Source organism: Kosakonia sp. YIM B13571 (genome assembly GCF_042788095.1).
GTDB classification, from domain to species: domain Bacteria; phylum Pseudomonadota; class Gammaproteobacteria; order Enterobacterales; family Enterobacteriaceae; genus Kosakonia; species Kosakonia quasisacchari.
On sequence record NZ_JBHZPL010000008.1, the window covers coordinates 173325 to 184505 of the forward strand.

The 11181-nt window shown below is 50.8% G+C and carries 16 protein-coding genes; 15 read left to right on the top strand and 1 reads right to left on the bottom strand.

All coding sequences use genetic code 11. The features are described from left to right. Position 1: 1 nt before the first annotated feature. Complete coding sequence (locus ACFX4O_RS18180; protein ID WP_380211779.1) at positions 2 to 811, top strand: antitermination protein; 810 nt, start codon at positions 2 to 4, stop codon at positions 809 to 811. A 121-nt stretch (positions 812 to 932) separates the two neighbouring features. On the opposite strand, the gene ACFX4O_RS18185 is transcribed toward ACFX4O_RS18180, so the two are convergent. After that, entirely contained in the window at positions 933 to 1529 is a 597-nt protein-coding gene (locus ACFX4O_RS18185) for a hypothetical protein (protein WP_380211781.1), read from the bottom strand. Between the two features lie 138 nt (positions 1530 to 1667). On the opposite strand from ACFX4O_RS18185, the gene ACFX4O_RS18190 reads away from it, so the two are divergent. From ACFX4O_RS18190 to ACFX4O_RS18255, 14 genes are all read left to right on the top strand, one after another. Continuing rightward, the gene (locus tag ACFX4O_RS18190; protein WP_045514774.1) at positions 1668 to 2048 is read left to right on the top strand and encodes a phage holin family protein; all 381 of its coding nucleotides are present in this window, start codon (positions 1668 to 1670) and stop codon (positions 2046 to 2048) included. Continuing rightward, complete coding sequence (locus ACFX4O_RS18195; protein WP_032668529.1) at positions 2035 to 2319, top strand: phage holin family protein; 285 nt, start codon at positions 2035 to 2037, stop codon at positions 2317 to 2319. The genes ACFX4O_RS18190 and ACFX4O_RS18195 overlap by 14 nt, the downstream gene beginning before the upstream one ends. Then, positions 2316 to 2759, top strand: coding sequence for a lysozyme (locus ACFX4O_RS18200; RefSeq protein WP_380211800.1), 444 nt, complete (start codon positions 2316 to 2318; stop codon positions 2757 to 2759). The genes ACFX4O_RS18195 and ACFX4O_RS18200 overlap by 4 nt, the downstream gene beginning before the upstream one ends. Beyond that, complete coding sequence (locus tag ACFX4O_RS18205; RefSeq protein ID WP_380211802.1) at positions 2759 to 3292, top strand: hypothetical protein; 534 nt, start codon at positions 2759 to 2761, stop codon at positions 3290 to 3292. The genes ACFX4O_RS18200 and ACFX4O_RS18205 overlap by 1 nt, the downstream gene beginning before the upstream one ends. A gap of 374 nt (positions 3293 to 3666) precedes the next feature. Continuing rightward, a complete protein-coding gene (locus ACFX4O_RS18210; RefSeq protein WP_160270656.1) occupies positions 3667 to 4011 on the top strand; it encodes a hypothetical protein in 345 nt (114 codons plus the stop codon). A gap of 85 nt (positions 4012 to 4096) precedes the next feature. Beyond that, positions 4097 to 4738: a hypothetical protein gene (locus ACFX4O_RS18215; protein WP_380211784.1), complete on the top strand. Its 642-nt coding sequence runs from the start codon at positions 4097 to 4099 to the stop codon at positions 4736 to 4738. 157 nt (positions 4739 to 4895) lie between these two features. Continuing rightward, complete coding sequence (locus ACFX4O_RS18220) at positions 4896 to 5246, top strand: HNH endonuclease (RefSeq protein ID WP_380211785.1); 351 nt, start codon at positions 4896 to 4898, stop codon at positions 5244 to 5246. Positions 5247 to 5377: 131 nt separating this feature from the next. Further along, positions 5378 to 5872, top strand: coding sequence for a phage terminase small subunit P27 family (locus ACFX4O_RS18225; protein ID WP_340224081.1), 495 nt, complete (start codon positions 5378 to 5380; stop codon positions 5870 to 5872). After that, positions 5869 to 7602 (top strand): terminase large subunit, encoded by a 1734-nt coding sequence (locus ACFX4O_RS18230; RefSeq protein WP_380211788.1) that lies wholly within the window; start codon positions 5869 to 5871, stop codon positions 7600 to 7602. The genes ACFX4O_RS18225 and ACFX4O_RS18230 overlap by 4 nt, the downstream gene beginning before the upstream one ends. 11 nt (positions 7603 to 7613) lie before the next feature. Further along, positions 7614 to 7796: a hypothetical protein gene (locus tag ACFX4O_RS18235; RefSeq protein WP_144136609.1), complete on the top strand. Its 183-nt coding sequence runs from the start codon at positions 7614 to 7616 to the stop codon at positions 7794 to 7796. Further along, positions 7796 to 9022, top strand: coding sequence for a phage portal protein (locus ACFX4O_RS18240; RefSeq protein ID WP_380211790.1), 1227 nt, complete (start codon positions 7796 to 7798; stop codon positions 9020 to 9022). The genes ACFX4O_RS18235 and ACFX4O_RS18240 overlap by 1 nt, the downstream gene beginning before the upstream one ends. Beyond that, entirely contained in the window at positions 9012 to 9662 is a 651-nt protein-coding gene (locus ACFX4O_RS18245) for an HK97 family phage prohead protease (RefSeq protein WP_349350466.1), read from the top strand. Before ACFX4O_RS18240 ends, ACFX4O_RS18245 begins: the two co-directional genes overlap by 11 nt. A gap of 14 nt (positions 9663 to 9676) precedes the next feature. Continuing rightward, positions 9677 to 10885 carry a phage major capsid protein gene (locus tag ACFX4O_RS18250; RefSeq protein ID WP_380211793.1) on the top strand — a complete coding sequence of 403 codons (1209 nt, stop codon included), beginning with the start codon at positions 9677 to 9679 and terminating at the stop codon, positions 10883 to 10885. A gap of 44 nt (positions 10886 to 10929) precedes the next feature. Beyond that, positions 10930 to 11181: hypothetical protein (locus ACFX4O_RS18255; protein WP_380221869.1), on the top strand; the 252-nt coding region annotated here is incomplete at its 3' end.

Here is an 11181-nt window from a genome sequence, read left to right on the forward strand (position 1 = left end):
TATGAACCTTGAATCATTACCAAAATTCTATTCACCAAAGTCGCCTAAGTTAAACGACGAGACGCCTGCTACTGGTGGCGCTGCGCTGACAATCACCGATGTAATGGCAGCACAAGGCATGGTGCAGTCAAAAGCCCCGCTGGGCTTTAACCTGTTTCTGGCAAAGATGGGCATTCAGGATCCGGCTCCAGCGCTGGACGGCCTGATGCATTATGCGCTGGCGCTAAAAAATCCGGTGCTGGTGAAACTCAGTGAGAAGGCACGCCTTGAGATACTGCCGGTGCTGGTGCAATTCGCCTATGCCGATTATTCCCGATCTGCGGCCAGTAAAGCTCGGTGCCCTCACTGCAATGGCACCGGGAAAATCAGCGAAGAGAAGATAACAAGAAAGGTCGCATATCCATGGGGGAAAGCACCGTACTGGGCTGCTAATTCCCGCGCCGTTAGACCATCAGACTGGGAGAAGTGGACGGAAGTCGCCAGCACAGAACAAGCGAAATGCAGCCATTGCGACGGTAAAGGCGAGGTAAGAACAGCGTGCCGTGGCTGCAAAGGCAAGGGGGAGGTGCTAGATGAAAAGCGCACAAAGCTTCACGGCGTGCCGGTTAATAAGGTATGCGGTCGCTGTAATGGCAATCGCTACAGCCGCGTTCCGACAACACTTGCCCGCGCACTGGTCAGTAAGGTTGTGCCAGACCTGACGAATTACGAATGGTATACCGGTTATGCCGATGTGATTAACGCGCTGGTCACGAAATGTTGGCTTGAAGAAGCAAACGCAGAGAGACATTTAAGAAAAGTGACACGTTAGCCACATTTTCTCTACTTATACCGTCACGATGCTTGCAATATTCGAAAAAACTGGTTAGGATTTTCCTAACGATGGGCATTGTATGTTCAGAGTTAAAAGCCCGCCATTGAGCGGGTTTTTTTCATTTAACTAACTGCGCAATCATCGATTGGTAGGCAGAATATGAGCCGTAGGCGAAGACTATCATTGAACCTGCACCGCCTAAGCATGCTAACCCGTTAATAATGTACCCTGCCCAGAGATAACCTTTTCTTTTACCGAGATAAGACGAAGCAAAAAAGCACTGCGCAAAATATGATAGCCCAGCGCAAAGACCAGCTAATAGCACCCCACTACAAAAAAGAAAAAGTGCTGTAGCAATTGCTGAAGCGGACTCAGCAGATGAGTTTTTATTCCATATATTGCCCAGGAAAGCTAATAGAGCTATCGCAGCACCGCCATTCATTATTAAAAATGTTCTGCATGCATTAGCGCCTATATTTACCGCTGCTTTAAAAGACTCAATCTGAAAGTTATTTTCAATTTTGAATAATTCGAGTTGAGTTGAATTTTGATGTTTTACGCCTTCAATTGCGATTGCATTATTTTCATCTTCATTTTCTACATTGATACAGGATAAGTAGTTAATCATGTTGTCTATAGGAATTGCTTCAACACCGCTTTCCTTTGCGTCAACGATATCTTTATTAATCAGATCAAGAAGTTCTGCAGTATTCATTTTATACCTTCAATTAAGCCATTTTTCATCATCCTAATCAGTTAATTAATACTGAACAAGGGAATAATGATGGCATTTAATTTATTGATTTTCTTCCCCTCATTCTGAGAGGACTCACAGCATATACGAGGGGGCTAAATGTCCGAACCTGTTTCCGGTTCCGCTGCGGCGGCAAGCGCTTTAACCGGTGCCAGTTTGTATGGCTTGTTAACTGGTACCGATTACGGCGTTGTTTTCGGTGCGTTCGCTGGTGCCGTGTTCTATGTCGCCACCGCTGCCGATCTGACGATTCTCCGCCGTTCTGCCTACTTCATCGTTTCTTACTTCGCTGGCGTGTATGGCTCCGGGCTGGTGGGCTCAATGCTGGCAAGCATCACCCATTACAGTGATAAACCGCTTGATGCGCTCGGCGCGGTGTTGCTTTCAGCGCTGGCGATTAAGACGCTCACCTTCTTCAGCGAACAGGATCCCCTGTCGTTGCTGCAAAGGTGGCGGGGAGGGACAAATGGTAACAAGTGATCCGCTGGTGCTGACCAACGTGGTGACCAGTACGGCTATCGTTCTGCGCCTGATGATGTTTCGTAAGCCCGGCGGGCGTCACAACTGGTGGGCGTCATGGCTGGCTTATCTGATCATCCTGGCTTATGCCACGGTGCCATTCCGTTTCATGTTCAACTTCTATTTCCATGCCCACTGGGCGACCGTGCTGATGAATCTCATCATATGCGCTGCTGTATTCGCGGCGCGCGGTAACGTAGCCCGGATTTTTCACGTACTGAGGCCAGAATAATGCAGATCAGCGATAAGGGTATTGCGCTCATCAAACAGTTTGAAGGTCTGCGGCTGACGGCATATCAGGACAGCGTTGGCGTTTGGACGATAGGTTATGGCTGGACGCAGCCTGTTGACGGCAAATCAATCCGCGCCGGGATGACCATCAAAGAGGAAACAGCAGAACGTCTGTTGCGTACCGGGCTGGTCTGTTACGAAGGCGACGTATCGAAGCTGGTGAAAGTTAAACTGACGCAGGGCCAGTTCGATGCGCTGGTTTCTTTCGCCTACAACTTGGGCGCCCGGGCGCTTTCCACATCAACGCTGCTGAAAAAGCTAAATGCAGGCGATTACCGCGGCGCTGCCGATGAGTTCCTGCGCTGGAACAAAGCAGGCGGGCAGGTGCTGGCTGGTCTAACCCGACGCCGTGAGGCAGAGCGTGCTCTGTTCCTGTCGTGATGAACCGCATAACTGCTATTGCATCAATTGCGGCGGTAGTCGTTATTGCCATTCTGGCTGCGCTGTTGGCATTTGCAAAAGCTGACCTGTCTACAGCCGAAAGCGATAACCACGTCCTCAAGAGCGACAACGCATTACAGGGGCAGGTGATCGCCACTCAGGCATTCAACGTCAACCGGTTTAACCAGGTGGCACAACTGGCATCCAGTGCAAACGCCGTGGTAGCCGGTGATGCCGAAAAAACCATCATCGAATACCGGGAGATTCTTCGCCGTGAGAAAACCTGTGATCTGCCTGTTCCTGCTGACATTGCTCGCGGGTTGCTCGAGTACGCCTACCGTTTACGTGCCAGCGCAATGCACGCCGATTCCGGCCAGCCTGATACAGCCGATGTTAGTGCCGTTGCCGCCGGCGGGATAACGTATTGTCAGGCCGTGCTGTGGATTCGGCCGCTGCTTTCAACTATCGAGCAGGGCAATAACAACTTTGCAGGTATCCGTGATATTGAGCGTCAGCGGCAGCAACAAAAATAGCCCTCCGAAGAGGGCGAATGGAGAAATATTTCGTTTATCTGATAGGTTCAAGCATTAACTAACGCTCATCCCTGAGCGTTTCCCTAGTGTGGGTAGGAGCCACGTTAGGGTTCTTTAACTGTTGCACATAATTCCTGATTGGCAAGGGCAAGCGGTAATAAAAAGAGTGATTCTGTGTTGTTACTCAGCGAACGAATCGAAACCAGCGGGAAAATGATTGCGGGTCTGCAAGCGTACATTGAGCAGTGCATTTGATGATTAAGTGGCTGTAAATAACAACAGCTTTTATGTGTACTTTTATGCATTGATAGTTTTATTATTGTTGATGGTAAATCCAATTCAATCAATAATTTAACTTTGGTAAAATGGTATCTATGAAACGCATAAATGTATTGTTTGTAGCGCTTTTTCTTGCAGGGTGTACTAATTTCTCCGCACAGCAACCTTATCGTTCCGCGAATGGTGAGCGTATGGTCATTAGTGCAAATATGCCCAATGGTATGTTGAAGTTGTGGGTGAATGATGTCCTGGTGGTTGATGATACATCCCTTAACCAGGATAAAAGTCTTGCAGCAGCTTTCAGCCAAAGCTATACAAACGTTTACAATGGTACCTATAAGGGGCAAAAAGTTATGGCTCGCTGTAAGTTTTCCCGTGACTCAAGGGAGTGCGATGTGTTCGTCGATGGCGAGCATGCAGCCAACCTCTTCCTGAGATAAATTTTATGCCACAGGCATTACAGCAGGCATTCACTGAGTGCCTGTGATAATGCTATAACGTTAATTTTCCTAAGGAGAATTCGCAATGGCAAAAAGCTTTGACGATTTGAGGTTAAATTACATTTATTTGCATGAGTTATGGTGGCTAACGGAATCGATAAAGAAACGTTGTGAGGAACTTTTTCAAGCAACTCCTTTGCCTGAGCAAGGGTACTATTTTAAAATTGACTATAATATACACTCGTTAATAAACGATATTCTTTCAGATGCCGCCAATTTAAAAAAATTAATAACGATACCAAAAAAACAAACAAAAGATGAATCATTTAGACAGTTTCAGGTGCATATTGAAAGAAGTAAATACCTTCAAGATAAAATTAAAGGTATACAGATTTCTGAGTTAAAGTCAGTCAAGGTAAGAAATACTTTGCAGCATTTTGATGAGTATCTAGATGAGGCAAATATTGAGGCAAGCGAAGGGAGATTGACAGCCCATAAAATGGCGGTATATAACTTTGTTATGTCTCACTGGGAGGCTGTGAATCCTAGACCATACCCAATAAGATTATATATTTGTTCTGAAAAAACCTATCACAATATGAAGGCCTCAGTTAATCTTGATAGAATATATAGGGAAGCTTCAGCTATTAATGAGGTGGTTCGGAATGAAATTAGAAGGGATGATGACTCTGATCCGGGTGGGTTTATGATTAATTTAAATAAGTAGGTTTTATAAGCTAATTTTTACTGCCCCGTTTATATGTGGATTTTTAATGCACATCGAACTTGCACATAGTCGAAAGCCTTTCTGCTGTGAGCCTAAGCAAGCCATTAACTTCCTGTGGCGTTTATGAGCGATAGGCTCACATATAAAAGGATAGATAATGCCACCTCGTACACCCAAAGCCTGTCGTGTGCGCGGCTGCCGCTGCACAACAACTGATCCATCTGGTTACTGCGAAACGCACAAAGGCGAAGGCTGGCGGCAGTACAAGCCGGGACAGTCGCGCCACCAGCGCGGTTATGGCAGCAAGTGGGATGGGATACGTGCGCGGATCCTGAAGCGTGATAAGCACCTGTGCCAGGCACATCTGCGCAAAGGCCATGCTGTGTCGGCGGCGTGCGTTGACCACATCACCGCAAAGGCCAAGGGCGGCACAGACGAGGACAGCAACCTTGAGTCACTGTGCTGGTCATGCCATGCCACGAAGACCGGGCGTGATCGTCTCAGATGAGAACCAGTATCATCCAGTGAGCACCACAGGGAGGGGGAGGGTAAATCTCTGCAGCCCCCTGCCTTCAGGACTGCCCGCCTCCCCGAATTTTTATACCCGCGAAAAATGAAATTTAACCAGGAGTGCCGCATATGGCTGGAACGGCAGGGCGTTCCGGGCGTCGCCCCAAGCCAACGGCGCGCAAGGAACTGGCCGGTAACCCCGGCAAGCGAGCCCTGAATAAAGAGGAACCGGTCTTTACGCCGATCAAAGGTGTGGCGCCGCCGGACTGGTTCACAGAAGACGATCTCCCGCTGGCTTCCGTCATGTGGGAACTGACCACCAAAGAGTTATGCGGGCAGGGTCTGCTGTGCGTTACCGACCTGGCGGTACTCGAGCGCTGGTGTGTGGCCTATGAGTTCTGGCGCCGCGCCGTGAAAAACATCGCGGCGGAAGGTAATACCATCGTCGGCGCTATGGGCGGCAGGATAAAGAACCCCGAACTGACCGCCAAGAAAGAGCAGGAATCGGAGATGAGCTCCACCGGCTCCATGCTGGGCCTTGACCCGAGCAGCCGCCAGCGTCTTATCGGCCTGGCCGGGCAGAAGAAAACCGCTAACCCATTCCTGAAGATGATCAACTCATGAGCCGGAAATCATACCCCAACGTCAACGCCGCGAATCAGTACGCCCGCAACGTTGTGCGGGGAAAAATACCGGCGTGCCAGTTTGTGCTTCAGGCCTGCCAGCGTCACATCGACGATATGGCTCAGGAGAAAAGCCGCAAGTTCCGGTACCGCTTTGATAAAGACATGGCGGAGAAGGCCGCGAAGTTTATTCAGCTACTGCCGCACACCAAGGGTGAATGGGCGTTCAAACGGATGCCGATCACCCTGGAGCCGTGGCAACTTTTCGTCGTCTGCTGTGCCTTCGGCTGGGTGAAAAAGGGAACAAAGCTGCGCCGCTTTCGCGAGGTTTATACCGAGATCCCCCGTAAAAACGGTAAGTCGGCAATCTCTGCCGGCGTGGCGCTGTACTGCTTTACCTGTGACAACGAGTTTGGCGCGGAAGTGTATTCCGGCGCCACGACCGAAAAGCAGGCGTGGGAAGTGTTCCGCCCGGCGCGGCTGATGTGCAAGCGTACGCCGCTACTGGTCGAAGCCTTCGGCATCGAGGTGAATGCCTCCAACCTGAACCGTCCCGAGGACGGCGCGCGATTTGAACCGCTGATTGGCAACCCTGGCGACGGTGCCTCGCCGCACTGCGCCATCGTCGACGAATACCACGAACACCAGACTGATGCGCTTTATACCACCATGCTGACCGGGATGGGGGCGCGTCGTCAGCCGCTGATGTGGGCGATCACCACCGCCGGTTACAACATCGAGGGGCCGTGCTACGACAAACGCCGCGAAGTGATCGAGATGCTTAACGGCTCGGTACCCAACGAGGAGTTGTTCGGCATCATCTACACGGTTGATGAAGGCGACGACTGGACGGATCCGAAGGTGCTGGAGAAGGCGAACCCGAATATGGGTGTCTCGGTGTACCGCGATTTTCTTCTCAGTCAGCAACAACGTGCGATTAACAATGCCCGGCAGGCGGGCGTTTTTAAAACCAAGCATCTGAATATCTGGGTGGCGGCGCGCGCGGCCTTCTATAACCTGGTGTCCTGGCAGAACTGCGAAGACAAAACACTGACGCTCGAGCGTTTCGAAGGGCAGCCCTGTGTGCTGGCGTTCGACCTGGCGCGCAAGCTCGATATGAACAGCATGGCGCGGCTGTTTACCCGCGAGATTGATGGCAAAACACATTACTTCAGTGTGGCGCCACGCTTCTGGGTACCGTATGACACGGTTTTCAGCGTGGAGAAAAACGAGGATCGCCGTACCGCTGAGCGCTTCCAGAAATGGGTGGAGATGGGTTATCTCACCGTCACAGATGGCGCGGAGGTGGACTACCGCTACATCCTGGAGGAAGCCAAAGCGGCTAACAAACTGAACCCGGTCACCGAGTCACCGATTGATCCCTACGGCGCAACCGGCCTTTCTCATGACCTGGCGGATGAGCAGCTTAATCCCGTTACCATCATCCAGAACTACACCAACATGTCAGACCCGATGAAAGAGCTGGAAGCGGCAATCGAGTCCGGCAGGTTTCATCATGATGGCAACCCCATCATGAGCTGGTGTATTGCCAATGTGGTGGGGAAAAACATTCCCGGCAATGACGATGTGGTGAAGCCCATCAAAGAGCAGAACGAAAACAAAATCGACGGCGCAGTGGCGCTGATTATGGCTATCGGACGTTCGATGCTCTACGAGAAAGTGGACACGCTTTCTGATCGAATTGAGTCTCACGGCATCCGTTCACTTTAACCGAGGCGTTTATGATCCTGACAATTATCACCCTGCTGGTGGGTGTGCTGGGGGCGTTGTTGCTCTCGTTTGGGGCATGGATGGTTTTTCCCCCTGCGGGATTTATCGTCGGTGGATTGTTATGCCTTATGTGGTCCTGGTGGGTCGCAAAAGCCTCAGCAGAGTTGAACAATAAAACGAAAGGGGGTGACTGATGTTCTTCCCCGGAATGTTTACTAAGAGTAGTACTCCAGTTACCACCCCGGCAGAACTGGCACAGGAAATCGGCCTTACTTACGACACATATACTGGTAAAAGGGTGAGCAGCGGTCGCGCCATGCGTCTGACTGCTGTTTTTTCATGCGTCCGTGTGCTGGCCGAGTCAATTGGCATGCTCCCGTGCAGCATTTATAAAGCTGTTGGCAAAGGCAAAGAAAAGGCAACCGCAGAGCGGCTCCATAAACTGGTGTCAATGAAACCTAATGGTTATATGACGCCCCAGGAATTTTGGGAGCTGATGATCGTTTGTCTCTGTTTGCGTGGCAATTTCTATGCCTACAAGGTTAAAGCTCTGGGGGAGGTGGTGGAGCTTCTGCCTCTTGATCCTGGTTGTGTTCAGCCAAAGCTTAACAGCAACTGGGAGCCGGTTTATCAGGTCACCTTCCCGGATGGCACAACTGATGTTCTCGGACAGGAAGATATCTGGCATGTACGCATCCTCACTCTTGATGGTCTGAATGGCTTAAATCCAATCGCTTATGCCCGTGAAGCCATATCGCTTGGACTTGCCACGGAAGAGCACGGTGCGCGTCTTTTCAGTAATGGGGCAGTGACTTCAGGCGTTCTCGAAACAGAGCATCAACTCAGTGATACAGCCTATCAGCGCCTGAAGTCTGATTTTGAAGAGAAACATCAGGGTCTTGGCAATGCGCATAAGCCGATGATTCTGGAAATGGGGCTGCAATGGAAGTCCATGGCATTGAGTGCAGAGGATAGCCAGTTTCTCGAAACGAGAAAGTTTCAGCTCGAGGAAATATGTCGTCTGTTCCGCGTTCCGATGCATCTGGTACAGAACACTGACAGAGCGACTTACAGCAATATTGAAGAGCTCGGGATGGGATTCATTAACTATTCCCTGGTTCCGTACCTGACCAGAATTGAACAGCGCATTAACATCGGCCTCGTCAGAGAGTCAAAGCAGGGGACTTACTACGCAAAATTTAATGTTGGCGCGCTCCTGCGTGGCGATATGAAATCGCGGTTTGAAGCCTATGCAACAGCAATCAACTGGGGAATGTATTCACCCAACGACTGCCTTGAACTTGAAGATCGTAACCCCCGTCCAGGTGGCGATGTTTACCTTACCCCAATGAACATGACCACGAAGCCATCCGACGGCAGTAAAGCGAAACAGCAAGAGGATAAATCCCATGCAGACTAAACAGCGCCTGGATGTACCGCTGCAACTTAAATCGGTCAGCGAATCCGGCGAGTTTGAAGGCTATGGCTCCGTCTTTGGCGTCAAAGACAGTTATGACGACATCGTGGTACCTGGTGCTTTTGCTTCCTCTCTGGCTGTCTGGAAGGCAAAAAACTCGCTGCCTTCATTGCTCTGGCAGCATCAGATCGCAGAGCCGATTGGGGTCTATACAGAGATGCGGGAGGACGATGTTGGCCTGTTCGTAAAAGGTCGATTGCTCATTGATGATGATCCTCTTGCACGCAGGGCGCACGCACACATGAAGGCCGGTTCTTTAACCGGCCTTTCTATTGGTTACATCCTCAAAGACTGGGAATACGACCGGACGAAAGAGGCGTTTTTGCTGAAGGAAATAGACCTGTGGGAAGTCAGCCCTGTCACGTTTCCAAGCAACGACGAAGCGCGCGTAAGCGATGTAAAAAGCGCCTTCGCCCGCGGTGAAATGCCGAACCAAAAAAGTATTGAACGAGTCCTGCGCGATGTTGGGCTCTCACGTACCCAGGCCAAAGCATTCATGGCCGGGGGATATGGCGCTCTGTCTCTGCGCGATGCAGTGGATACCAGCGCAGCACTGGATGCACTGAAAAACCTTAAATTTTAACCAGGAGTTGACACATGGCAGTCGAAATTAAAGACGTAGAGCAGGTCGCGCAGGAACTGCAGGCAAAGTTTGATGCCTTCAGGGAAAAGAACGATAAGCGCATTGGTGCTATCGAGCAGGAAAAAGGCGCGCTGGCCGGTCAGGTTGATACGCTCAACGGTAAGCTTTCTGAGCTGGAAAGTCTGAAATCAGATCTCGAAGCTGAGCTGGCTGCAGTAAAACGTCCCGGTGGGCCGCAGCAACAATCCAAAGCGGCTACCGAGCATAAAGAAGCCTTCATGCAGTTTATGCGCAAAGGCATTGATGATGGTTTGCGCGATCTGGAGCGCAAAGCGCTACAGGTAGGTGTCGATGAAGACGGTGGCTACGCTGTGCCGGAAGAACTGGATCGCAACATTATCAATCTTTTGAAAGATGAAGTGGTGATGCGCCAGGAAGCCAGTGTTATCACTGTCGGCGGCGCTAACTACAAAAAGCTGATTAATCTCGGTGGCACAGCTTCTGGCTGGGTTGGCGAAACTGATACGCGCCCGGCAACTGACGCATCGAAACTGACTGCAATTGAACCGTTCATGGGTGAGATCTACGGTAACCCGCAGGCAACACAGACCATGCTTGATGACGTGTTTTTCAACGCAGAGGCCTGGATTAACAGCGAACTGGCAACTGAATTTGCTGAACAGGAAGAGGTGGCTTTTACCACTGGTAATGGCACCAAAAAACCAAAAGGCTTTCTGGCATACGCCAGTAGCATTGATGATGACAAAACCCGCGCATTCGGCACACTGCAGCATATCCTGTCCGGGTCTGCCGCAGCAGTAACAGCCGATGCTGTTATCAAGCTGGTGTACACCCTGCGCAAAGCGCATCGCAGTGGTGCCAAGTTCATGATGAACAACAACAGTCTGTTTAACGTCCGTATCCTCAAGGATTCCCAGGGCAATTACCTGTGGCGCCCGGGGCTGGAACTTGAACAGCCTTCCACGCTGGTGGGTTACGGCATCGCTGAAAATGAACAGATGCCGGATATCGCTGCTGATGCCAAAGCTATTGCGTTTGGAAACTTCAAGCGTGGCTACACCATCGTTGATCGCATTGGTACCCGCATTCTCCGCGATCCGTACACCAACAAACCGTACGTCGGTTTTTATACCACCAAACGAACTGGTGGCATGCTGACTGATTCTCAGGCGATCAAGCTTCTGAAGATTGGGGCCGCCTAAACCTACAGGGGCTTCGGCCCCTTAATTTATCCGGGGTAAAATCCATGCCTGTTCTTAAAACCAGTCTTAAATGGTCACCCGATGGGTGTCGTGTCGTAGAAATTCCGGCAGGCGAGCATGCTGAGTTACCGGCACGTGCGCAAGAAATTGCCGTTCAGTTGGGCATTCTTGAGCTTGACGGGAGTAATTCCGGACAAAATGCTGCTACGCAGCCGGAACCGCAGCCGGAACCGCAGCCGGAACCGCAGCCGGAACCGCAGCCGGAACCGCAGCCGGAACCGCAGCCGGAACCGCAG

What these genes read in the sequence shown, in the direction of transcription:
- ACFX4O_RS18180 (WP_380211779.1), top strand. Translation starts at nt 2, where the DNA reads ATGAACCTTGAATCATTACCAAAATTCTATTCACCAAAGTCGCCTAAG.
- ACFX4O_RS18185 (WP_380211781.1), bottom strand. Translation starts at nt 1,529, where the DNA reads ATGAATACTGCAGAACTTCTTGATCTGATTAATAAAGATATCGTTGAC.
- ACFX4O_RS18190 (WP_045514774.1), top strand. Translation starts at nt 1,668, where the DNA reads ATGTCCGAACCTGTTTCCGGTTCCGCTGCGGCGGCAAGCGCTTTAACC.
- ACFX4O_RS18195 (WP_032668529.1), top strand. Translation starts at nt 2,035, where the DNA reads ATGGTAACAAGTGATCCGCTGGTGCTGACCAACGTGGTGACCAGTACG.
- ACFX4O_RS18205 (WP_380211802.1), top strand. Translation starts at nt 2,759, where the DNA reads ATGAACCGCATAACTGCTATTGCATCAATTGCGGCGGTAGTCGTTATT.
- ACFX4O_RS18210 (WP_160270656.1), top strand. Translation starts at nt 3,667, where the DNA reads ATGAAACGCATAAATGTATTGTTTGTAGCGCTTTTTCTTGCAGGGTGT.
- ACFX4O_RS18215 (WP_380211784.1), top strand. Translation starts at nt 4,097, where the DNA reads ATGGCAAAAAGCTTTGACGATTTGAGGTTAAATTACATTTATTTGCAT.
- ACFX4O_RS18220 (WP_380211785.1), top strand. Translation starts at nt 4,896, where the DNA reads ATGCCACCTCGTACACCCAAAGCCTGTCGTGTGCGCGGCTGCCGCTGC.
- ACFX4O_RS18225 (WP_340224081.1), top strand. Translation starts at nt 5,378, where the DNA reads ATGGCTGGAACGGCAGGGCGTTCCGGGCGTCGCCCCAAGCCAACGGCG.
- ACFX4O_RS18230 (WP_380211788.1), top strand. Translation starts at nt 5,869, where the DNA reads ATGAGCCGGAAATCATACCCCAACGTCAACGCCGCGAATCAGTACGCC.
- ACFX4O_RS18235 (WP_144136609.1), top strand. Translation starts at nt 7,614, where the DNA reads ATGATCCTGACAATTATCACCCTGCTGGTGGGTGTGCTGGGGGCGTTG.
- ACFX4O_RS18240 (WP_380211790.1), top strand. Translation starts at nt 7,796, where the DNA reads ATGTTCTTCCCCGGAATGTTTACTAAGAGTAGTACTCCAGTTACCACC.
- ACFX4O_RS18245 (WP_349350466.1), top strand. Translation starts at nt 9,012, where the DNA reads ATGCAGACTAAACAGCGCCTGGATGTACCGCTGCAACTTAAATCGGTC.
- ACFX4O_RS18250 (WP_380211793.1), top strand. Translation starts at nt 9,677, where the DNA reads ATGGCAGTCGAAATTAAAGACGTAGAGCAGGTCGCGCAGGAACTGCAG.